Source organism: Alteromonas sp. ABH4_454 (assembly GCF_056311775.1).
Genome location: NZ_CM149972.1, coordinates 2916939 through 2939123 on the forward strand (window position 1 = coordinate 2916939; position 22185 = coordinate 2939123).

Annotated in this window: 20 protein-coding genes; 14 read left to right on the top strand and 6 right to left on the bottom strand. The window is 43.5% G+C overall.

The genetic code is table 11. The features are described from left to right. Positions 1-210: 210 nt before the first annotated feature. The 6 genes from ACYX4W_RS12790 (at position 211) to ACYX4W_RS12815 (ending at position 7847) form a co-directional block, all read left to right on the top strand. On the top strand, positions 211-2904 hold the full coding sequence (locus ACYX4W_RS12790; protein WP_476073442.1) for a ComEC/Rec2 family competence protein: 2694 nt from the start codon (positions 211-213) through the stop codon (positions 2902-2904). Between the two features lie 383 nt (positions 2905-3287). After that, a complete protein-coding gene (msbA, locus tag ACYX4W_RS12795; protein WP_476073443.1) occupies positions 3288-5036 on the top strand; it encodes a lipid A export permease/ATP-binding protein MsbA in 1749 nt (582 codons plus the stop codon). Next, the gene (gene lpxK, locus ACYX4W_RS12800; RefSeq protein ID WP_476073444.1) at positions 5033-6064 is read left to right on the top strand and encodes a tetraacyldisaccharide 4'-kinase; all 1032 of its coding nucleotides are present in this window, start codon (positions 5033-5035) and stop codon (positions 6062-6064) included. The genes msbA and lpxK overlap by 4 nt, the downstream gene beginning before the upstream one ends. A gap of 5 nt (positions 6065-6069) precedes the next feature. Then, entirely contained in the window at positions 6070-6264 is a 195-nt protein-coding gene (locus tag ACYX4W_RS12805) for a Trm112 family protein (protein ID WP_474806882.1), read from the top strand. A gap of 42 nt (positions 6265-6306) precedes the next feature. Further along, positions 6307-7056 (top strand): 3-deoxy-manno-octulosonate cytidylyltransferase, encoded by a 750-nt coding sequence (gene kdsB, locus ACYX4W_RS12810; RefSeq protein ID WP_474856294.1) that lies wholly within the window; start codon positions 6307-6309, stop codon positions 7054-7056. A gap of 131 nt (positions 7057-7187) precedes the next feature. Then, a complete protein-coding gene (locus tag ACYX4W_RS12815) occupies positions 7188-7847 on the top strand; it encodes an SDR family oxidoreductase (protein WP_476073445.1) in 660 nt (219 codons plus the stop codon). Positions 7848-7979: 132 nt separating this feature from the next. On the opposite strand, the gene ACYX4W_RS12820 is transcribed toward ACYX4W_RS12815, so the two are convergent. Together ACYX4W_RS12820 and rimO are read right to left on the bottom strand one after the other, a co-directional pair. After that, complete coding sequence (locus ACYX4W_RS12820; protein WP_476073446.1) at positions 7980-8792, bottom strand: substrate-binding periplasmic protein; 813 nt, start codon at positions 8790-8792, stop codon at positions 7980-7982. A 162-nt stretch (positions 8793-8954) separates the two neighbouring features. Next, positions 8955-10406: a 30S ribosomal protein S12 methylthiotransferase RimO gene (rimO, locus tag ACYX4W_RS12825; protein WP_474806874.1), complete on the bottom strand. Its 1452-nt coding sequence runs from the start codon at positions 10404-10406 to the stop codon at positions 8955-8957. Between the two features lie 305 nt (positions 10407-10711). Between rimO and ACYX4W_RS12830 the strand changes: the two genes are divergently transcribed. Further along, complete coding sequence (locus tag ACYX4W_RS12830) at positions 10712-11182, top strand: DUF2919 family protein (RefSeq protein ID WP_476073447.1); 471 nt, start codon at positions 10712-10714, stop codon at positions 11180-11182. A gap of 93 nt (positions 11183-11275) precedes the next feature. Here the strand turns inward: ACYX4W_RS12830 and ACYX4W_RS12835 are convergent, their stop codons facing one another. Both ACYX4W_RS12835 and tcdA read right to left on the bottom strand, forming a co-directional pair. Next, the gene (locus ACYX4W_RS12835; protein ID WP_474806870.1) at positions 11276-11689 is read right to left on the bottom strand and encodes a hypothetical protein; all 414 of its coding nucleotides are present in this window, start codon (positions 11687-11689) and stop codon (positions 11276-11278) included. A 111-nt stretch (positions 11690-11800) separates the two neighbouring features. Further along, positions 11801-12577 carry a tRNA cyclic N6-threonylcarbamoyladenosine(37) synthase TcdA gene (tcdA, locus tag ACYX4W_RS12840; RefSeq protein WP_476073448.1) on the bottom strand — a complete coding sequence of 259 codons (777 nt, stop codon included), beginning with the start codon at positions 12575-12577 and terminating at the stop codon, positions 11801-11803. 220 nt (positions 12578-12797) lie between these two features. On the opposite strand from tcdA, the gene ACYX4W_RS12845 reads away from it, so the two are divergent. The 4 genes from ACYX4W_RS12845 (at position 12798) to ACYX4W_RS12860 (ending at position 16983) form a co-directional block, all read left to right on the top strand. Then, entirely contained in the window at positions 12798-13763 is a 966-nt protein-coding gene (locus ACYX4W_RS12845) for a glutathione S-transferase family protein (RefSeq protein WP_476073449.1), read from the top strand. Between the two features lie 86 nt (positions 13764-13849). Continuing rightward, positions 13850-14713 (top strand): pirin family protein, encoded by an 864-nt coding sequence (locus ACYX4W_RS12850; protein ID WP_476073450.1) that lies wholly within the window; start codon positions 13850-13852, stop codon positions 14711-14713. A gap of 115 nt (positions 14714-14828) precedes the next feature. Continuing rightward, entirely contained in the window at positions 14829-15332 is a 504-nt protein-coding gene (locus tag ACYX4W_RS12855) for a GNAT family N-acetyltransferase (protein ID WP_476073451.1), read from the top strand. Positions 15333-15522: 190 nt separating this feature from the next. Then, a complete protein-coding gene (locus ACYX4W_RS12860; RefSeq protein ID WP_476073452.1) occupies positions 15523-16983 on the top strand; it encodes a phosphohexomutase domain-containing protein in 1461 nt (486 codons plus the stop codon). A 197-nt stretch (positions 16984-17180) separates the two neighbouring features. Here ACYX4W_RS12860 and ACYX4W_RS12865 read toward each other — a convergent pair whose 3' ends face one another. Together ACYX4W_RS12865 and ACYX4W_RS12870 are read right to left on the bottom strand one after the other, a co-directional pair. Continuing rightward, positions 17181-17603 (bottom strand): DUF3429 domain-containing protein, encoded by a 423-nt coding sequence (locus ACYX4W_RS12865; protein WP_476073453.1) that lies wholly within the window; start codon positions 17601-17603, stop codon positions 17181-17183. Between the two features lie 98 nt (positions 17604-17701). Next, entirely contained in the window at positions 17702-18979 is a 1278-nt protein-coding gene (locus tag ACYX4W_RS12870) for a citrate synthase (RefSeq protein WP_474806861.1), read from the bottom strand. 704 nt (positions 18980-19683) lie between these two features. Here ACYX4W_RS12870 and sdhC point away from each other — a divergent pair. Genes sdhC through sdhA form a run of 3 tightly spaced genes read left to right on the top strand, consistent with a single transcriptional unit; the run spans position 19684 to position 22173 of the window. Next, the gene (gene sdhC / locus ACYX4W_RS12875; protein ID WP_071814724.1) at positions 19684-20058 is read left to right on the top strand and encodes a succinate dehydrogenase, cytochrome b556 subunit; all 375 of its coding nucleotides are present in this window, start codon (positions 19684-19686) and stop codon (positions 20056-20058) included. Then, complete coding sequence (sdhD, locus tag ACYX4W_RS12880; RefSeq protein WP_269917142.1) at positions 20052-20399, top strand: succinate dehydrogenase, hydrophobic membrane anchor protein; 348 nt, start codon at positions 20052-20054, stop codon at positions 20397-20399. The genes sdhC and sdhD overlap by 7 nt, the downstream gene beginning before the upstream one ends. 1 nt (position 20400) lies before the next feature. Further along, on the top strand, positions 20401-22173 hold the full coding sequence (sdhA, locus tag ACYX4W_RS12885; protein WP_476073454.1) for a succinate dehydrogenase flavoprotein subunit: 1773 nt from the start codon (positions 20401-20403) through the stop codon (positions 22171-22173). Positions 22174-22185 lie beyond the last annotated feature (12 nt).

A 22185-nucleotide genomic window follows, 5' to 3' on the forward strand; every position in this document is an offset into this window, starting at 1 on the left:
AAATATCAATGCATCTCGAAAATAAAAACAAAAAACACAGAAAAAATAACAGCAAACGGGATTGCGCAGCACGGTTTTGCACTAGCAACGTTCACTTACTGTCAATTGCTACGTGAAAACATGGTCAATCGTATCACAATTTGCCTAAGCTGTTTTTGCGTTGGCGCAATAAGTGCGGTTTTATGGCAAAAACTTCCAAGTAGCCACACCATGGCGTTGATGATTGCCATATTGGTGATAGCTATTGCTGTCACCTTACTGTTTTCTTTAGAAAAACCTAGGTCCAATAAGACTATTTTTGATGTACAGCTATGTTGTGCAGTGAGCGGCTTAATACTCGGCGTACTGTGGGTGGCGAGTGTAGGGCATTTTTACTACGCTTGGCAACTGCCCAAGGGTAAAATTCAACAAGATGTCACAATATCGGGGCGAGTTTTATCGCAGGGGTGTGTTTCTAATAAAAGTAATAACTCAGAGGCCGCTTTTCATTATGTGGTAAGCATTGCGTCGCTAAATGGTGAGAGCGTCGCAACATTTTTAGATGATGGAGTAGCACTAACACCCTTTAAAGCAGTTTTTTCTAACGCTTTCAACTTTAGAGCTCGCCTTGCTCACAAGCAATACAAGTATTTAAGTGACAATGTTGAGATAGGGCATCGTTCACAACGTGATTTAGATGATGTAAAGCAGCGCGCGAGACCGCAAGCGTCAGAAAAGTCTGTTGGACTTAAATGTTTGCACAATGGCGACATGTTTACAGCGGTTGTTAAACTTAAACCTGCATACGGTACGGCCAATCCCGTTGGTGCAAGCCGCCAGCAGCAGCTGGTCAGTCAGTTTATTCATGTCACTGGATACATTAAATCTATAGAGCACGATAAAACCACGCATAATCATTCATTGCGCTATGACCTTGCGACAACGCTAGAAGCGCTGAATCTCAATAACCTAAACTGGTGGCGTGCGCTACTGCTTGGCGATAAGGCTGGGTTTACGAAAGACAACTGGGTGCTGTTACAACGGACAGGTACCGGGCACATATTTAGTATATCCGGTATGCACTTATCACTTATTGCCGGGGTATGCTTACTAGCTTTTAACCCGATAGTTTTCATACTCAGACACGTTTTCGATATATTCGGCAGTGTGCAGTACTTCTTAGCCAGCGTAACAAGCCTAAGATTAAAGGCAGGTGAGGGTGAGGGCAAAACTAATCGACGTTCAAAGTTATTAACTATTAAAGCGCCGATTAGAGCCATGGTGCTCTGCTTGCTTGTGGTTATTTGTTTTTTTTACGCGCTGTTAAGCGGAAGTGCCTTGCCCGTTGTGCGAGCCTGGGTTCTTATAGCTATTGGCTGCGTATTGTCGCTTTCACGTAATGCATGGAGGCCAATAAATATTGCGTTAGCTATGCTGGCGTTAAGTTTGCTGCTTTTCCCGCTTTCAATGTTAAGTGCAAGCTTTTACTTAAGCGTAGGTGCGGTGGTGTGTATTTGGTTTTTAGTGACCACATGGGGGCTACAGCGCTCACCATGGTATGTGTCGCTAATAAAGTTGCAAATAGCGCTAACGCTGATAATGATGCCGCTAACACTCATCTGGTTTGATAGTGCAAGTATTATTGCGCTAATAGCAAACTTGATTGCCTTACCCGTTATAACTTTGTTGCTGCCTATTTGTTTACTCTCTCTATTGCTGCTTCATTTTATCCATTTCGGCCCAGTCCAAGAATTAGCAAGCACACTATTTCAAACAAGTGATGGGTGTTTGGGGTATTTATTGTCATTCCTAAACCTGCTTAGTGGCTTTTCATTAAGTGCAGTTGATGTTCACCAAGGTAATGGCGCTACGCTCTGTTTGCTTGCTGCTTTTGTTATTTTTCTCTTGCCCAGGTGGCGCTACAAAAAAATATGTATCCTTATTTTGTCTATTCCTTTTTTTAGTTCCACTCAAAAATGGCTACCCATTGACAACGAGCCTTGGGCACTCCACGTTTTTGATGCAGGCCAAGCTAGCGCGATCGCTATTACGCGAGGGAGTAGAGCAATCATTATTGATTCCGGTGCTCAGTTTAACGGTATTGCTCACACAGCGACCGCACACCTACTGCCTTTTCTGGAAAGTACACATGTTTCAAGCATCGATGTTGTTATTCATACACATAGTGATAACGATCACGCGGGAGGTTTGTCTGCGGTTAAGCTTCATAAATTGGCAACACAAGCCAGCTTTTATTCGCCTACCGCGGGATGCGAACGAGGCAAGCGCATCCAATGGCAAAATTTGACCATTGAATTTTTATGGCCGCCAAAGGGCAATCAGAAAGACAATAACGCCATGTCCTGCGTTGTAAAAATATCTAGTCAGTCTGGCAGCGTTTTGATACCCGGTGATATTGAAAAGGCGAGTGAGTACGCCCTAATTACACAAGAAATAATCGGTACAAGTGAAATAAAGAGCACACAAGAAATAATCGGTACAAGTGAAATAAAGAGCACACAAGAAATAAACGGCACACGTGAAATAAGCAATACACCTGAAATAGAAGAGGGGGCTGCAACAAAAAGTGCCTTGATTCCAAGCTTTTCAAAGCTGAGTGCTGATATTCTTATTGCCCCCCATCACGGTAGCAAAACCTCATCTACTGATATTTTCATAGAGTATGTTGCACCAGAGGCTGTGATCTTTACCCAAGGTTTCGAAAATCGCTGGCAGTTTCCGGCAAGTGAAGTGGCTAGGCGATACAATCACCATGGAGTTAAACAGTATCTAACCAGTTATCACGGCTATGTAAGGGCAACGTTTACTCAGGGCAGTTATCGTATAGATGCCCAGCGAGATACCTTGCATAAACGCTGGTATTTACGAGGCATAAGTCCGCGACATCTAGAAGTGCAACCCTAACTCATCGACATGCAACACCTCAAAAGCCGGCACCTCAAAAGCCGGCAACTAAAAAGCAAGCTCCGAACCACCGTGAATATTAAGCAACATGGCTAATTGGCTAGAACAGTTATATTCAGCAAAACCTTTAGAATATACCAGCCCACATAGATCATTACCCACTCAGCCATTCTTGCATTCACACGCTTTGCTAGAAAGCTTGCCAGCGCCTTCTAAGTGGGCAATTACCAATGAGGGTTGGTATTATAGTGAAGTGACCACACATTGTTCAGTTAGTTGGCAGACTAACCAATTTTGCCTCTATATTAGTGAATTAGAGTGAGAACGAGTACAATACTCTTAACGCGTTTTCGTTAACGTTTTAAACAGGTTAAAAAAACTACATGCAACAAGCCGACAACTCGGATTATCAAATTAAGCGCTTTTTACAGTATCTGAAAGCGTATAAAGTGCCTTTTGTGTTTGCCATTATCGGTATGATTGGTTATTCCGCGGTAGATACTTTTGTATTTTCACAGCTACAGCCAATGATTGATGAATCGCTAGGCAATAACGATAAAGACTATCTTCGGATGGCTGCGTACGCCATCGTTCCTTTGTTTCTATTGCGCGGCGTGTTTAATTTCTTAGGCAGCTATACATTAAACTGGATTGGTGCCCAAGTTGTTATGCGCATGCGCCAACAGCTGTTCGATAAATACATCCATTTACCTGTGTCATTTCACGATAATCATGCAGTTGGCGGGCTTATAAGTAAGGTCACTTATGATACTGAGCAAGTAGCTAACGCTTCTGGTAAAGCTTTGTTAACGCTTGTCAGAGAAGGCGCGCTGGTTATTGGTTTGCTATGTGTCATGTTCTATTACTCATGGCAGCTCTCGCTCATATTTCTTTTAATTGGCCCCGTTGTGGCGGTGATTGTTTCTATCGTCAGTAAGCGTTTTCGCATCGTTAGCAAAAGCATACAAAAATCAATGGGCAACCTTACGTCGTCAGTAGAGCAGGCGGTAAAAGGTCACAAAGTTGTGATCATGTTTGGCGGTCAAGAAATAGAGCAAAAGCGTTTCGAGCAAAAAAATAATCACAATCGCCAGCAGTCAATGAAGCTTCATGTGACCTCTATATTAAGCGTATCGTCAATTCAGGTTATTGCATCAATAGCGCTTGCTGTTGTTTTGTTTATAGCCAGTACGCCAGGTATGCTAGAAAAGCTAACGGCTGGTGTATTTATCAACGTGGTTTTTTGTATGGTGATGCTGCTTAAGCCCCTTAAACAGCTCACTACCATCAACAACCAATTCCAAAAAGGCATGGCAGCGTGTGCCAGTATCTTTGAAATTCTTGATGAAGCTGATGAAGAAGACATAGGTAAAACAAAAGTTGAACGCGCCATAGGTAAGATAGAATTCGACGACGTAACCTTTTCTTACCCGGGAAAACAGACGCCCGCGTTATCTAATGTAAGCTTTACCGCTAACCCAGGGCAGTCGATTGCTTTGGTAGGACGTTCAGGAAGCGGTAAATCGACTATCTCGTCGCTGCTTACGCGTTTTTACGTGCCGCAAGAAGGTGAAATACGTCTAGACGACACACCGCTTAACGACGTTGACCTTAAAGATCTGCGAGCGCAGTTTGCCGTCGTTTCACAAAATGTGACGCTATTTAACGATTCTATTGCGAACAACATTGCTTATGGTGCGAGAGAAAACGTATCTCGAAAAGACATTGAGAATGCAGCTAAGATGGCGCATGTTGAAGAGTTTTTATCGAACCTACCTGATGGTTTAGATACGGTTATCGGTGAAAATGGCCTAATGCTATCGGGTGGTCAGCGACAGCGTATTGCTATTGCTCGTGCAATCCTTGCCGAAGCGCCCATTCTGATTTTGGACGAAGCGACTTCTGCCCTTGATACTGAGTCTGAGCGCTTAATTCAAGATGCGCTGGAAACGCTGCAAAAACGATGTACCAGTATTGTAGTGGCCCACCGTTTGTCTACCATCGAAAATGCAGACTGTATTATGGTGGTTGAGCAAGGCCGCATTCTCGAGAAAGGCAAACACAATGAGTTGCTTGAAAAAGGTGGTCATTACGCACAGCTGCACGCACTGCAGTTTGGTGAGGCTAAGTGAGTCAGTTGCAAAGTAAAACCAAGCACGATGAGTGGTACTTTGGCCACCCTTTGGTGTGGCTTCTCTCACCGCTTGCGCTGTTGTTTTACTTTGTCTCAGCACTTCGACGTTTATTATTTAAAGTAGGCGTTAAAAAAGCTTACAAAGCGAGTGCGCCCGTCATCGTAGTTGGCAATATTTCGGTAGGTGGAAACGGTAAAACTCCGGTTGTACTGGCGTTAGCCGATTACTATCAAAAACAAGGCGTAAAGGTTGGTATTTTAAGTCGCGGGTATGGCGCTAAGTCGCCGTTTTACCCTCGATTAGTTAACGGCGAGGACGATGCCTCTGAAGTAGGTGACGAGCCCCGTTTATTAGCCATAAGAAGCCAATGTGACGTGGTAATTGATCCAGTTCGCGCACGCGGGGCCGCTTACTTAAGTGACGAATTACAGTGTGATTTAATTATCTGTGATGATGGCCTTCAGCATTACGCGCTTCATCGCGATGTTGAAGTTGTGGTAATGGATGACAGAAAAGTGGGAAGCGGTTTTTTGCTGCCAATGGGACCACTACGTGAAGGGCAGTGGCGATTGAATACCGTTGATGCGTTAATTCATAACAGTCGTTCAATGCCAACATTCAACAATGCCGTAGCGCCTCAATACTTGATGACGTTAGTCGCAGGGGATTTTACCTGTGTGGCTAACAGAGTGAAAACCACAACGCTTGAAGAGATTAAAAAAGTGCCATGCAGCGCTATTGCTGGTATCGGTTCTCCACAGCGTTTTTTCTCTCAGCTTAGAGAAATGGGTATTCAACTTTCTTCTGCCACTCCTTTGGCTGATCATCATGCTATAACGCCTTCAGATATACCTAATGGTAGAGTGTTAATGACGGAAAAAGATGCGGTAAAAGCGGCATCCTTCGCTCACGAAGATTGCTGGTTCTTACCCGTTACTGCTCATTTGGCACCAGATTTTTTTAATTTAGTAAACGTAAAACTTGCCAAAGCAGGTTTAAAGATTCACCAAAACGGACAGGAATAATAACAATGGCCTTTGATAAGAAGCTTTTAGAAGTTTTGGCTTGCCCAGTGTGTAAGGGAAAATTAGTACTTAGTGAAGACAACACTCAGTTAATTTGCCGATTCGATAGGTTGGCTTTTGATATTAAAGATGGCATCCCTGTACTTATCGAAAGTAAAGCAACTGCATTGTCGTTAGACGAAGTAGACGCAACGCGCTAATAAAACGTTTAATTAAGTGGTAAGTAGGGGCGAAATAAAGTTATGTCATTTACAGTTGTGATACCCGCTCGGTATGGCTCAAGCCGGTTTCCAGGCAAACCTTTAGCGTTAATTGGCGGTAAACCAATGATTCAACACGTCGTTGAGCGTGCTAAGGAGGCTGGCGCCGATACCATCATAGTGGCAACCGACGATGAGCGCATTCAAAACGTAGTGGCTGGGTTTGCCAAAGTCTGTATGACGTCAGTTGATCATCAATCGGGAACAGAGCGTATTGCTGAGGTTGTCGAAAAAGAAGGCATTGACAGCGCTACCATTGTGGTCAATGTGCAGGGAGACGAACCCTTTATACCTGCAGAAAATATCAGGCAGGTTGCCGACAACCTTGCGAATGCACCTCAGTGTCAAATGGCTACACTGTCTACGCCAATCGAGAGTGCTGAAGACGTATTTAATCCCAATATTGTAAAGGTATTGGTAAACGAAAAGGGTGAGTCAATCTACTTCTCTCGTTCTCCCATTCCCTTTGAGCGTGATCACATGATGGCAAACCCACAATCTGCAAACACGTCGCTTTATAAACGTCACATAGGTATTTATGCCTACCGCGCTCAATACATTAAGCAATATGTGGCTTATGCACCTAGTTCACTGGAACAAATTGAGTCATTAGAGCAGCTACGTGCTATATGGTATGGCGATAAAATTCACTGTGAAGTTGCGATAGCGCCGCCTCCCGTTGGAATTGATACTCCAGAAGATCTAGAACGCCTTTTGAAGACTATAAAATAACGAGAAATGAGTGCCGAAATAGGGCTTAGCGTTTATCAGTAATGAGCGATAAGTCCTTACGAATCTGCCAGTTCTCGTGAAAGGTTAATAAAACCTTTTTAAAGCATACACATTGTAACAAGGGAACCGTTATGAACGTAGTAATTACCGGTGGCAATAGGGGCATAGGCCTTGCGCTTACCAAGCAATATAAAGCACGTGGCGCAAAGGTTTATGCCACTTGTCGTAATAGCTGTGATGAGCTAAACAGTGCAGGTGTGACCATTATCAAAGGCGTGGATGTATCACAGCCTGAGTCATTGGCTGAAAAGCTTGCCCCTTTAATGGATATTAACATTGGCTTGCTCATCAACAATGCTGGTGTACTTGGACGTGAAAGTCTTGATGACTGGGATCCAAACACAATCGACTACCAGTTTCGCGTTAATGCGATGGGCCCACTTCTTGTTACGCAAACACTGCTGCCTGCAATGGCGCAGGACAGCAAAATTGCGTTAATCACTAGTCGCATGGGGTCTATGGCTGACAATGGTTCAGGCGGTTATTACGGCTATCGAATGTCTAAAGCAGCGTTAAATGCAGCGGGTGTTTCTATGGCGAATGACTTAAAGCCTAAAGGAATTGCTGTAGGTATCTTCCACCCTGGATTCGTGCAGACTGAAATGGTAAACGGAGCAGGGGATATTGATGCCGATACGTGCGCCGAACGTTTGTCACAGCGTATTGATGAATTAGATGTAACTAACTCGGGTCGCTTTATTCATTCAAATGGTGAAGTATTGCCTTGGTAAGCTCATTGCTAGCTTGTCATGAACTTAAACGCATTATATTAAAAGAGTGCTTATAAATAAGTGCTCTTTTATCTTAGCCTTTAATTTTTTAATTTGCCTTTCAACTACTTTTTCGTATTGAGTCGTAGATTGCTAGCGCGTTAAATTATATGTGTTAATAATCTGCTCAATAGACCCATCTTTCAAACGAGCGCTAAGAGCATCGTTAAACTCGGGGAATAGCGATGCACATTTTGATTTGGCAGAGATAGCAAAATGTACATTATTTGATGATATAGGTGACTGGCTTAATCGCATGCCGTCATTTTCTGGGACGTTCAAGTGACTTAGTGCTGCGCTTTGAGGTGAAACTGCGTAGTCGGCACGGTGGCGGCGCATCATTTCATACATTTTGTCGTGGTCTTTAACTTCGATAATATTTAAGTTTGGTTTAATGCTATCGAATTTTTCACCTAAGCTTATTCCTCTAGGCATCACACCAATATATTGCGCAAGGGCGTTAAGCGAAAGCTCGGTGCCTCGTGTTTGTATCAATGAGGGCGAAAGCACAACATAAACCTCTTCTGCTGCAAAAGGGGCGGTGATAAGCCACTTTCGACTTCGGGCTTCATTCCAATAGTTTCCCGCCAAAATATCAAGCTCGCCCGCATCGAGTTTAGATTCTATTCGTTTCCAAGGTAATCCGGTTTCTATTTTTAGTGTGACACCTAAATCCTGTGCTAGCAGGGTTAGAACGTCAAATGCTATCCCCGAGGCTTTCAGCTTTCCTTCAAACTTGTTAAATGCGTAAGGAAACCACTGTTTTGCTCCCGCGGTGTGTAAAGTCTTACACTCTGTGATGGCTAGTGCGCGCTGACTGAACACAAAAGTTAAAATGAGCAATATGCCAAACGACAAAAAGCAGTGGGATAAATGTTTCGGTTTGATGTAGGGGAGCATTGCCATATTTTATTCACGTACCACAGAAGGTGGCGTTGATTGGGTTACTTGTATAATAGTGTATAGGGTCTGTTATATATAAAACCCTATCGACTGGCAATTAGCCGATAGGGTTAAAAAAATAACGAATAGATGACTTACGAGTATAGACCGCTTTTTATTCGAAAATTACAGCGCGGGATCTGCGCCTTCTTGTTCGTCTTGATCTTCAGATAGTACAGCCCACACGTCGTGCTCGTTAGCATGGATTACTTCAGCCCATACACGATCGCCTGGTTTTACGTCATAAACGCCGTTTAAATGAACCAGACCATCAACTTCCGGTGCGTCAGCATATGTACGGCCTACTGCACCTTCCGCATCAACACTGTCAATGACAACTTGATATTCGTTGCCAATTCTGGCTTGTAAACGAGCTTGACTGATTTCACCCTGTACTTCCATAAAGCGCGCAAGGCGGGCTTGTTTTATATCTTCTGGTACTGGGTCAGGCAGGTCGTTTGCTCTTGCCCCTTCAACTGGTGAATAGGCAAATGCGCCAACGCGATCAAGCTGGGCCTCACGAAGGAAATCCAATAGTTCTTCAAACTCTTCTTCTGTTTCGCCCGGAAAGCCAACAATAAATGTTGAGCGAATAACCAGCGACGGGCACTGCTCGCGCCATTTCTTAACACGTTCAAGAACGCGCTCGGCACTGCCTGGGCGCTTCATTAATTTAAGAATGCGTTTATTGGCGTGTTGGAAGGGAATATCCAAGTACGGAAGAATTTTACCTTCGTTCATCAGCGGTATAAGGTCATCGACGTGCGGGTAGGGGTATACATAGTGTAAACGGACCCAAATACCCATTTCACCCAGCTTTTCACACAGCTGCTGCATGTGCGCTTTAACAGGCATGCCGTTCCAGAACCCCGTTCTGTGCTTAACATCAACACCATAGGCGCTAGTGTCTTGTGAAATAACCAATAGCTCTTTAACACCAGCGTCCTTCAAACGCTTAGCTTCATCAAGCACGTTACCCACTGGGCGGCTGACAAGGTCACCACGCATAGAAGGGATAATGCAGAACGTACAACGGTGGTTACAGCCTTCTGAAATCTTTAAATACGCATAATGACGCGGCGTTAATTTTACGCCGTGGTCAGGAATGAGATCTTCAAACGGATTGTGCTGTGGCTTTGGAAGGTGATCGTGTACTTGTTCAACTACCGTTTCGTAGGCGTGAGGGCCAGTAATCGCTAACACGTTCGGGTGAAGCTCTCTAATTTCGTCCTCTTTAACACCTAGGCAGCCAGTCACGATAACTTTACCATTTTCTTTAAGTGCTTCACCGATGGTATCAAGCGACTCTTCAACTGCAGCATCAATGAAGCCACACGTGTTAACGATAACGAGATCAGCATCGTTATAAGTAGGGACGACGTCATAACCCTCGGTGCGAAGTTGAGTAAGAATACGCTCAGAATCAACTAAGTTCTTAGGGCAACCTAAGCTAACAAAACCAATTCTACTGCCATTGCTTTGTTGCGAAGGTTTGTTGTCACTTAATACCTTCACTGGCGTTTCTAGCGTGGTGGTTTTATTTACTACTTTGTTTGGATTAAACGTTTCTACTGTCATCTAAAATATCACCTGGAAAATGACTGAGCTTAAAATGGCCGCGGATTATACAGGAAAACCCGCGTAGACGCAGTATATATGTTTAGCGTTGACGATATAAGTTGTTAACGCATATTTGAAATAGCGCGCAGGTAAACTTTTTTGAAAGCATGAAAATTAAAAGTGACAGATTATATGGTTAAAGCAACACCAAGAAGGTTTAAAAAAGCGTTGTCTACCCCCACTTTAGTCACTTCCTAGGAATAAATACCATCAAGACTTTTTGCGTTTTGAAAATGCAGAGTTGAAAACATAGAAGTGAAAACATGCTCAAATTACCGCTAGCTTTTTATGATGAATCAGGGAGAATTCTGCCGCCCCGTTGGCTATATAGCGTGCTTATTCTTCTTTGCATCGATTGGTTAGCGTTTATATTTTCGCTAGCTTCTCGTACTCAAACCAGTGAACTACTCGCATTTTTCTACCCGCAAAAAGAAAGCTTGGGTTTAGGGCTAGCAGCCAGTTTTCCCGTGTTAATTGCTTTGGTTTTAGTTAGTCAGCGTGAGCGTCTGTGGAAAAAAGAGTATTTAGCTTGGCGAAAATGGGTTATACCACTGGCTCAGTTGGGTGTACTGGCACTCTTAAGCGTTCAGCTTTATTACACAATGCATCATCACTGGGGGTTTGAATACATTACGGGCGTGAAAATCGTTTTTTACGGCATAGCTTTATATGCTATTTCCAAAAGTCGCCACCTGAAGTGGATGGTAGAGGATTGGGAGACGCCCAATCCTTGAAGTTAGTGTCGTTTAGAACCAGTACCTTTTAGCACCATCAACCGCGTAACTTAACCACACTGGGTTTTGATTAGGTGCAAAGCCGACGAATATTTAGTGGCTGCCTAAGTGATTGCCCAGCGCTTGTTCATAATAAGAATTAACGCTTATTTGACTATCGTTAACCAGACGTTCATAGCAGATACCTGCTAAGGCATAGGTATTTTCACCAACCTGAAGAAAAACGGCAGGTGCTTTGGGGTTTGATTGATCGTAAATCCACTGACCATCTAGCTGCGCTTTTAAAATTTCGCCGACGTAAGCGCCAAAGATATTACAAATGGTGAACACCGCTTCATCTTCTAACGCTAAATCGTGATACTTATCTACGAAACTCAGTAAAATATCATCTACAAGTTTTACGCTAGCAGGTGAGTGGTCGAGTACAATTTCGAACTCATCAGCTGCAGTAACCACAGCGTCCTTCGCGCAATCTGCCATTAATTTATTGAGTTCATCAGGTGACATTTTGTTCTCCTTCTCACCAGTGCTTTTAGTACACCAAGCCAACGCCGAAAAAGCCCGCAGGACAAGGTGTTATAAGTTTTTAACTATTGTGCGTAAGTTATCGGCTAAAGTCTATTTTTGTCCAGTTAATCTATTAATCACACTTGCAGCTGCGAACATGCCAAATGTGGCGGTTACCGTCACTACAGCTCCAAATCCGCCAGCACAGTCAAGTCGTGTGCCGCCTTCCATCGCAGACTTATTGTAGCAAACCGAACCGTCTGGCTGTGGATAGCGCAATTGCTCAGTTGAATAGATGCACTCAACGCCAAAGCGACGTTTAGGGTTCTTACTGAAGTTGTAGTTACGACGAAGTTCGCTGCGAAGCTTAGCCGCAAGCGGATCCTGCGTCGTTTTAGCTAAGTCGCCTTTAGTGACTTGAGTTGGGTCTATTTGACCGCCTGCACCGCCAACCGTAACAATGGGAATTTTATTGCGTTTGCAGTGAGCTATCATCGCCGCTTTAGCGCGAATACTGTCAGTGGCATCAACTACAGCGTGCATTTCTTTATTTAGCAATGTGGCTGTATTTTCAGGCGTAACGAAATCCTCGACACAGATTACGTTGCAAGCTGGGTTAATCAAGTTGATTCGAGCTGCAATTGCGTCTACCTTTGCTTCTCCGATAGTGTTTGAGAGCGAATGTATCTGTCGATTCGTGTTCGTTACGCAAACATCATCCAAATCAATAAGCGTGATAGTGCCAACGCCTGAACGGGCCAGCGCTTCTGCAGTCCAACTTCCTACACCACCAATGCCGACCACGGCCACATGACTATTGGCTAAATTATTGGTTTGCTGCGCGCCATACAAGCGCACGATACCGCCTAAACGTGGATCATCAGACATGTTTCACTTCACTTAAAAATAAACTAACTCAAAGGCGTGTGTTTACACAAAAACGTGCGAGCACGCTAGCAGGGCGCGCATCATCTCAAAAGTGGACACTAAAGATCAATACACTCCAGTTTTTTCGAATAATAAATCCGATTTTAAGCGACATACGTTCTACCCAATACATGTTTAAATGAATTCATTGTTTAATGAAGTAATAAATAGGGGCAGGCATATGGGCTTACTCGTTGATGGAAAATGGCAAGATAAATGGTATGACACCAGCAAGAACGGCGGCAAATTCGAACGTCAAGCATCTAAGTTTCGTGACACTATTAGCAAAAGCGGCGAAGCAACCTTCCCAGCTGAGTCAGGCCGCTATCACCTATACGTTTCGTTAGCCTGCCCATGGGCGCACAGAGCGCTTATATTTAGAAAGCTTAAAGGACTGGAATCGCATATTGATGTTTCTGTAGTACATCCCGAGATGCTTGATCAAGGATGGGAATTTAAAGATTATCCGGGGTCGACGGGTGATAAGCTCTATGGTTTTGATTACGCGCACCAAATATACACCAAGGCTAAATCTGAGATAACCACTCGTGTTACCGTTCCAATTCTTTGGGACAAGCACACTGAAACCATCGTGAATAACGAATCAGCGGAGATTATTCGTATTTTCAATAGCGGGTTTAACTCACTGACTAATAATGACGACGATTACTATCCTAAAGCACTGCGCGAAGAAATCGATACCATCAACAACATGGTGTATCACGACATAAATAATGGCGTGTATAAAGCTGGGTTTGCTACAACGCAAGAGGCCTATGAAGAGGCAGTAAGCGCATTGTTTGATTCGCTTGACAGGGTTGAGGAAAGGTTGAGTAAACAGCGCTATTTGGTTGGTAATCAAATTACAGAAGCCGACTGGCGTTTATTTACTACACTCATTCGCTTTGACGCTGTCTATCATGGGCACTTTAAATGCAATAAAAAACAAATTGCAGACTATCCAAATATTTACGGCTATATGAAAGAACTTTATCAAGTACCGGGTATTGCTGAAACGGTGAACTTCGATCATATCAAAAGGCACTATTACTACAGCCACACTATGATAAATCCAACCCAGGTCATCCCCGTGGGACCAGAGCAAGATCTTATGTCGCCTCACGGTCGCGATAAAATGGGACGTTGAAGCACCCAAAAGGCCAGTAATACAAAAAGCTAAGCGTGAAGTTCGTAAAAGATAGTGAAGGCTAAGATTTAAGGTAGATACACATTATGTCAGTGGAAGTGAGTGAACAAAAATCGATAGATAAAGTGGTTACAGGTATGCCAACAAGTGATGGCGCGGGCGTGTCGCTTACTCGTATTATCGGACAACCTGATCTACCTCGCCTTGATCCCTTTTTAATGTTGGATTTTTTTGGTTCAGATAATCCAGGTGAATACATTGCTGGTTTTCCACCACATCCTCACCGCGGTTTTCAGACTGTAACTTATATGCTTGCAGGAAAAATGCGCCATAAAGACTCTGTAGGCAACGAGGGGGTTATTGATGCTGGTGGCATTCAATGGATGAATGCGGGCCGAGGCATAATACATGAAGAAATGCCAGAGCAGGAGGAGGGCTTGTTACAAGGCTTTCAGCTGTGGGTGAATCTTCCGGCCGTAGAGAAAATGTCAGCGCCGAACTATCAAGACATACAGCCAGATAGTGTGCCTACAGTACACATTCAAGATGCAGTAATCAAAGTGTTAGCAGGTGAAATTGACGGTGTGAAAGGGCCTGTGAAGACAACGGCGGTTGCCCCTACTTTTTTAGACGTTGCACTACGAAGCGGGAGTTCGGAAATTGTACTGGGTTCGGATGAAGCTGCCTTTATTTATGTGTACGAGGGAAGCGTGGTCATTAATAGCGGCGAACTTAGCAAAGAAACAATTGTGTCGCAGGGAGAGCTAGGTGTTTTGTCACAAAGTGGCAAGCAGCTATCTGTATCCGCTGATACAGGTTGTAAGTTTATAGTGGTTTCAGGTAAACCTATTGAAGAGCCTGTGGTCCAATATGGGCCTTTTGTAATGAACACTCAGCAGGAAATTGTTCAGGCATTTAACGATTACCAAAGCGGTTCATTAGCGAAGTAGATTCAAGTTTTGTCTGTCTTGATTCGACTATGGGTAATTATCTATGCGGAATGGTATTAGACTGGGCTTTTAATCAATACCTCTTCATTAGGTTCAGCAAGGAGCAGCACTGCCAATGCATTTTGAAAGCGTCGCCGAAAAACACGTGCTATCTCTTTTAGAATTTGAGCGTAGTAACAAAGCCTATTTTGAAATGTCTATAGCACCAAGAGAGGCTACGTTTTATTCAATAGATGGTGTTGGCTATCACGTTAGCGAATTGCTTTACTTACAACAACAGAAAAGGGCTTGGGGTTATGTACTTGTTGATGATCAACGAAACAAGCAGATTTTAGCGCGTGCTAATATCAGAAACAGAGCAGGCGACAAGGCGGAAATTGGCTATCGAGTTGCGGAGAAGGAATGTGGGAAAGGCATTGCTTCTCGCTGTGTTTCATTTTTAATTGATGAGGCTAAAAGCAAGGGCTTAAAATGGCTTACTGCTGAAGTCATGGATAACAATCCTGCTTCTGAAAAAGTACTTATCAAGAATGGTTTTAGTTCTAAGCAGTGTTTTCGCCGAAAGTATCAACATCAAGGCGCCCTTCATGACAGTATCTACTTCGAACTCGCACTTTAAACTCAGTGATAGATAACGGAGATAGTGAAACGCTGTGTTATTTAAATTGAAATAGTAATTCACTTCCTCTAATGATTTAATATCGGTATGTCTAAACTCTCTTTTACGACGATAATAAAGGGGCGGTATGCGCGTTTTAGTTGTGAAAGACGATAATGTAATCATAAATACACAGGGAATTTCTATCTAAATGGCAACCCCAATTACCTGCTTTAAAGCGTACGATATTCGTGGCGAATTGAATTCACAGTTAACTGAAAATGTAGCGTACAGAATTGGCTATGCTTTTGCGCAAGAATTAAATGCGAAAACTGTTGTTGTTGGTAGTGATGTGCGTCTTACATCAACACCATTAAAATTAGCGTTAAGTGCGGGTCTAATCGATGCTGGCGCGACAGTGACTGATATTGGCATGGCAGGAACAGAGGAAATTTACTTCGCTACTAAACACCTTGGCGTTGATGGTGGTATTGAGGTAACGGCAAGTCATAACCCCATTAATTACAACGGTATGAAACTGGTGAAGTCAGGCTCTGTTCCAATTAGTGGCGACACAGGCCTTAACGCGATAAAAGAGAAAGCGGAAGCGTTAGAAGATAGCTTCGTGTCAGAGCGATTAGCACACTACACTGAGGCTACATCAATTGATGCCGATGCGTTTTTTAATGGTACGGCTCATGTAAAAGAAAACAAGCTTTCTGAAACCGATAAATATGCGGTTAAGTCATGTATGTCTGACTATGTGTCTCACATGCTTTCTTACGTCAACTTGAGTAATTTCACGCCGTTAAAAGTGGTGGTTAACGCGGGTAATGGTGCAGCAGGCCCCGCGCTTGACGCCATTGAGAAAGAGATGAAAGTGCAGGGTGTACCGATTGAATTTATAAAAGTACATCACAACGCAGATGGTACTTTTCCAAATGGTATACCTAACCCGCTTCTACCTGAGAATCGCGCAGACACAGCTGATGCGGTTAGATCATCAGGTGCTGATTTCGGTATTGCGTGGGATGGTGATTTCGATCGTTGCTTCTTGTTTGACGCTGATGGTGAATTTATTGAAGGGTATTACATTGTTGGCTTGCTTGCCGAAGCATTCATTGAAAAAAACACCGACAGCAAAATCATTTATGACCCACGTGTGTACTGGAACACAGAAGATATCGTAGCGAATGCTGGCGGTACACCGATTAAATCTAAAACAGGCCATGCGTTTATTAAAGAACGTATGCGTAAAGAAGACGCTGTTTACGGCGGAGAAATGAGCGCGCATCACTACTTTAGAGATTTTGCCTACTGTGACTCGGGCATGATTCCTTGGCTATTAATTGCTGAATTGGTATGTGTGAAACAACAAACACTCGCAAGTATGGTAAAAGAACGTATTCAGGCGTTCCCATCGTCAGGCGAAATTAACAGTAAACTTAAAGATGCTGACGCGGCACTTGAACGTGTAACCAGTAAGTATAAACCTCTCGCGAGCGTTATCGACACGACTGACGGATTAGGATTAGAGTTCGATACATGGCGCTTCAACTTGCGTAAATCGAACACTGAACCAGTTATTCGATTGAATGTTGAAAGTAAAGGCGACATCGCGTTGATGGAACAAAAAACAGAAGAGTTACTTTCACTTATACGCGCTGAATAATTACCTTGTGCTTCTGAAGATACTGTAAGGTAAAAAGAACAAAGGCGATAATAATGCTTCATTATTATCGCCTTTTTTATTTGCTAAGAAAATTGTTAAATTTGCATTACTATCAGTAGTTTAATTCTCTTAAGTAATGGTTATGCGTAACTGTAGCCTGACTGTTTTTGAGCGGGCACTCTACATCTGTACGATACCTATACCAGCAAATAAATCATCCAGGCGTGACAGATAACCACAACGCTAGTTAACCCCATACGCAAACTGATATAACTGACAACCTGCTCTTTAGGAAGGCTTAGCGTAAACTTGTCATAGATTAATATCGCGACGTAGCTAAGCGATAACACGCCAAAAACTTTTACATCATGTGAGAATACTAAGCATAGCCATCCTACAATGGTTGGCAGCATTGCGGTAAGCATTTGCTTGCCATAGCGTTGGTTACTTACTGCGTCCCACCAATGAATACCTCCAAAGAAAGATAGCAGCACAGCTGAGTACTGCACAAAATAAACGGCACTTTGCGTTAGTGATAACAAGTTAAGCTGATAGGCTAGTGGCATTGCTACAAAAGGAATAAGACCGGCGATACCTAAAAAAACCGCAGAATAGGGCATGGATGTTCCTTGACGGTGGTTGTATAAACAAAAATAGCGCCATAAAGGCGCTATTTTTACTATTAAGCATAATACTTAGTTCAGTGAAACCTAAACTTTTACTTAATCGGCGTGTACTTACGCTGGCTGTGGCCAGTGTAAAGCTGACGAGGACGACCGATCTTCTGTTTAGGGTCGCTCATCATTTCATGCCAGTGTGAAATCCAGCCTACTGTACGAGACAGAGCGAAGATACACGTAAACATGTTGGTAGGAATACCAATTGCTTTAAGAACGATACCTGAGTAGAAATCTACATTCGGGAACAGTTTCTTCTCTGCGAAGTAAGGGTCGCTTAACGCAATCTTTTCAAGTTCCATTGCTACTTCTAGTAGTGGATCTTTAACGTTAAGTTCGCTTAGTACTTCGTGACAGCTTTCACGCATTACCGTTGCTCGAGGGTCGTGGTTTTTATAAACACGGTGTCCAAAGCCCATAAGACGGAACGGATCGCTCTTGTCTTTAGCGCGTGCAATAAACTCAGGGATACGATCAACTGTGCCGATTTCTTCAAGCATGTTTAGACATGCTTCGTTTGCACCACCGTGAGCAGGACCCCAAAGTGAAGCAACACCAGCAGAAATACAAGCATATGGGTTTGCGCCAGAAGAACCAGCAAGACGAACGGTAGACGTTGACGCATTCTGTTCGTGGTCTGCGTGAAGCGTAAAGATACGGTCCATCGCGCGCTCAACAGCTGGGCTGATTTGATATTCTTCTGCTGGAACAGAAAACATCATGTTCAGGAAGTTAGCTGCGTAGCTAAGGTCATTACGTGGGTAAACGAATGGTTGACCGATGTTGTACTTGTAGCACATAGCAACAAGTGTTGGCATCTTAGCGATTAGACGGTGTGCGCTGCGAATGCGCTGTTCTTCATTAGAAACATCTAAATCACTGTGGTAGAACGAAGACATAGCGCCAACGGTACCGCATAGCATTGCCATAGGGTGCGCGTCGTTGCGGAAACCGTGGAAGAACATGTTGATTTGTTCATGTACCATGGTGTGACGAGTGATTGTCTCTTTAAATTCTTCGTACTGTTCTTTTGTTGGTGCATCACCGTGAAGAAGCATGTGACAAACTTCTAGGTAGTCTGCGTCACGTGCAAGTTCTTCGATAGGGAAACCGCGGTGTAATAAAACACCTTGAGCGCCATCAATGTAGGTAATTGAAGACTCGCAAGATCCTGTCGCCATAAAACCTGGGTCGTACGTGAAATAACCGTGTTGGCCTAACGTACGGACATCGATTACATCTTGTCCTTCGGTGCCAGACAAGATAGGAAGCTCGATTTCCTTACCGCCGGCTTTAAGAATGGCTTTCTGATCTGCCATAAAATGCTCTCCTCAGAATGGTTCTGTTTGCAGCGAAAACGGACGAAAATATCCGCTTCGTTGGGAAAAGTGGGCGTATTTGTACTTTATTATGCACCAACAAGTCAATTTAATTGCATATTTGAACAATAAATATTCTGAATTGCTTAAAAAAATACTAGCAATTCAGTAACGTTCAATTAACTCGTTGGTAAATCACTTTTCCCGATACAGTGCAATTATCAATTGGTTTTCGACAAAGGTAAACCACCGATTAATAAATATATTAACAGGTTAGATTAAAAAGTAACCTTTTCATGAGGAATAATTACGCATTCAGATTAAAAGTGCTTAATTTCTTATTGATATGCATAGTTATTCTATTTAGCTACTGATAAACTTCGACTTACTGTAATTGCACTCGTTATAACGTGTTGCGCTCAATTTTGATCTCTTTTTTAGCAAAATAATTATTCTAAAAGTGCGTATAGCGACTAAAGTCTTACTACGGCACAAAAAATTGTAATTATATACTACGCTGGATATACTCAGCGGTGCCTCGGAAACAGAATATTTATTCTGTTACAGGCATTAAAGAATAATTCACAAATTGTTAACAACTCAGTGGATGAGGCAATTAACAGGTTAAAAATCGAATTCACTTACTCAGGACATAATAAAAGTAAGAAATTCATTATCCCCTACGGATTAAACAGGCATACATTGTGAAAAAGCAAAGACCAGTAAATTTAGAACTCAATACTATTAAATTTCCGCCCTCTGCTATTTCGTCAATTCTCCACCGTGTAACCGGTGTTGCAATGTTCTTCGCGCTTCTTTTTGTTATTTGGGCATGGGCAGTTTCTGTTCATTCGCCTGAAGGTTTCGCGAACGTTCAAGCAATCATGGACGGTTTCCTTGGAAAATTTGTCGCAATTGGCACAGCCTCAGCGCTGACGTATCACATTCTAGGCGGCCTAAGACACGTTGTTATGGATTTAGGTCACTGGGAAGAATTAGAGTCGGGCAACACAAGTGCTAAAGCAGTAATCGCACTTTGGGTTGTACTGACCGTAGTATTGGGAGTTGCATTATGGTAACCAACCAAGCAAGCATTAAGCGTGACGGCGTACAAGACTACGTTTCACTTCGCGCTACAGCAGCAATTATTTTCGCGTACTCGGTTTTCATGGCGTGGTTCTTTATAACCACCGATAACCTAACATTTGTCGAATGGCGAGGGTTATTCTCTGGCCTTGCTATGAAAGTTTTCACATTGGCAGCACTAGTAGCAGTGATGATCCACGTGCGCATCGGCCTATGGCAGGTGCTAACAGACTATGTTAAAGCAACAGGTCTGCGCGCAGGACTACAATATATTCTAAATATCATCGCGTTCGGCTATGTAGCTGTTGGCCTATTCGTACTGTGGGGAGTGTAAAATGAGTTTACCCGTTCACGAGTTTGATGCAGTTGTAATTGGTGCAGGCGGTGCAGGTATGCGCGCAGCACTACAGATTTCAGAATCTGGTAAATCATGCGCACTGTTGTCTAAAGTATTTCCAACCCGTTCTCATACTGTGTCTGCACAGGGTGGTATTACCGTAGCACTAGGTAATTCACACGAAGATAACTGGGAATGGCACATGTATGACACCGTAAAGGGGTCAGATTATATCGGTGACCAAGACGCCATCGAGTACATGTGTAAAACTGGTCCAGAAGCTATTATCGAAATGGAGAACATGGGCTTACCTTTTTCTCGCTTCGAGAATGGTAAGATATACCAGCGTCCTTTCGGTGGTCAGTCAAGAAACTTTGGTGGCGAGCAGGGCGCTCGTACGGCAACTGCGGCGGACCGTACAGGTCACGCACTACTTCACCTTCTTTATCAACAAAACGTAAAGAATAAAACAAAAGTTTTCTCTGAATGGTATGCACTAGATTTAGTGAAAAACCAAGACGGTGACGTTGTAGGTTGTACAGCAATCGACATTGAAACTGGCGAAGTAGTTTACTTTAAGTCGCGCGCAGTTGTGCTTGCAACTGGTGGTGCGGGTCGTATCTACGCTTCAACGACAAACGCGCACATCAATACCGGCGACGGTGTTGGTATGGCGCTACGCGCAGGTGTAGCGGTTCAAGATATGGAAATGTGGCAGTTCCACCCAACGGGTATTGCTGGCGCAGGTACATTGGTAACAGAAGGTTGTCGTGGTGAAGGTGGTTACCTTCTAAATAAAGACGGCGAACGCTTCATGGAACGTTATGCACCTAACGCGAAAGACCTAGCGGGTCGTGACGTTGTTGCACGTTCAATGATGACTGAAATTCGTGAAGGTCGTGGTTGTGAAGGCCCGTGGGGTACTCACATTAAGCTTAAGCTTGACCACCTTGGTAAAGACGTTCTTGAATCTCGTCTACCAGGTATCCTAGAACTTTCACGTACATTTGCACACGTTGACCCAGTTAAAGAGCCAATTCCAGTAATTCCTACTTGTCACTATATGATGGGTGGTATTCCTACTAACGTTGATGGCCAATGTCTAACCGTTGATGAAAACGGTAATGATAAGGTAGTTAACGGTCTATTCGCATGTGGTGAAATTGCATGTGTATCTGTACACGGTGCAAACCGCCTTGGCGGTAACTCACTACTTGACCTTGTTGTATTCGGTCGTGCGACTGGCCTACATCTTGGTAAGACATTATCTGAAATGGCACCAACACGCGACGCGTCTGAGTCTGATCTTGAAGCCTCTATGACACGTTTCAATCGTTGGGAAAATTCAGAGAAAGGAAAGGGCGAAGACCCTGTTCAAATTAAGAAAGACTTGCAAGAATGCATGCAGCTTAACTTCTCAGTATTCCGTGAAGGTGAAGCCATGGCGGAAGGTCTTAAGGAACTTAGCGAAATTCGCGAGCGCCTTAAGCACGCGCGCCTTGACGACAAGAGTTCAGACTTCAACACTCAACGTATTGAATGTTTAGAGCTTGATAACCTAATGGAAACTGCGTACAGCACAGCAGTAGCAGCGAACTTCAGAACGGAAAGCCGTGGTGCTCACAGCCGCTTCGACTTCCCGGAACGTGATGATGACAACTGGTTATGCCACAGCATCTACGATCCGAACACTGATAAAATGCTTAAACGTGAAGTGAATATGGCGCCTAAGCTTAGGGAAGCATTCCCGCCTAAAGTGCGTTCATATTAAGAGAGGCAACGA

Coding starts and splice junctions, on each gene's coding strand:
- ACYX4W_RS12845 (WP_476073449.1), top strand. CDS start 12,798: ATGGGCTTACTCGTTGATGGAAAATGGCAAGATAAATGGTATGACACC.
- ACYX4W_RS12815 (WP_476073445.1), top strand. CDS start 7,188: ATGAACGTAGTAATTACCGGTGGCAATAGGGGCATAGGCCTTGCGCTT.
- ACYX4W_RS12790 (WP_476073442.1), top strand. CDS start 211: ATGGCGTTGATGATTGCCATATTGGTGATAGCTATTGCTGTCACCTTA.
- tcdA (WP_476073448.1), bottom strand. CDS start 12,577: ATGTCTGATGATCCACGTTTAGGCGGTATCGTGCGCTTGTATGGCGCG.
- sdhA (WP_476073454.1), top strand. CDS start 20,401: ATGAGTTTACCCGTTCACGAGTTTGATGCAGTTGTAATTGGTGCAGGC.
- msbA (WP_476073443.1), top strand. CDS start 3,288: ATGCAACAAGCCGACAACTCGGATTATCAAATTAAGCGCTTTTTACAG.
- ACYX4W_RS12820 (WP_476073446.1), bottom strand. CDS start 8,792: ATGGCAATGCTCCCCTACATCAAACCGAAACATTTATCCCACTGCTTT.
- kdsB (WP_474856294.1), top strand. CDS start 6,307: ATGTCATTTACAGTTGTGATACCCGCTCGGTATGGCTCAAGCCGGTTT.
- ACYX4W_RS12830 (WP_476073447.1), top strand. CDS start 10,712: ATGCTCAAATTACCGCTAGCTTTTTATGATGAATCAGGGAGAATTCTG.
- ACYX4W_RS12860 (WP_476073452.1), top strand. CDS start 15,523: ATGGCAACCCCAATTACCTGCTTTAAAGCGTACGATATTCGTGGCGAA.
- ACYX4W_RS12850 (WP_476073450.1), top strand. CDS start 13,850: ATGTCAGTGGAAGTGAGTGAACAAAAATCGATAGATAAAGTGGTTACA.
- ACYX4W_RS12870 (WP_474806861.1), bottom strand. CDS start 18,979: ATGGCAGATCAGAAAGCCATTCTTAAAGCCGGCGGTAAGGAAATCGAG.
- ACYX4W_RS12805 (WP_474806882.1), top strand. CDS start 6,070: ATGGCCTTTGATAAGAAGCTTTTAGAAGTTTTGGCTTGCCCAGTGTGT.
- ACYX4W_RS12855 (WP_476073451.1), top strand. CDS start 14,829: ATGCATTTTGAAAGCGTCGCCGAAAAACACGTGCTATCTCTTTTAGAA.
- ACYX4W_RS12835 (WP_474806870.1), bottom strand. CDS start 11,689: ATGTCACCTGATGAACTCAATAAATTAATGGCAGATTGCGCGAAGGAC.
- ACYX4W_RS12865 (WP_476073453.1), bottom strand. CDS start 17,603: ATGCCCTATTCTGCGGTTTTTTTAGGTATCGCCGGTCTTATTCCTTTT.
- sdhD (WP_269917142.1), top strand. CDS start 20,052: ATGGTAACCAACCAAGCAAGCATTAAGCGTGACGGCGTACAAGACTAC.
- rimO (WP_474806874.1), bottom strand. CDS start 10,406: ATGACAGTAGAAACGTTTAATCCAAACAAAGTAGTAAATAAAACCACC.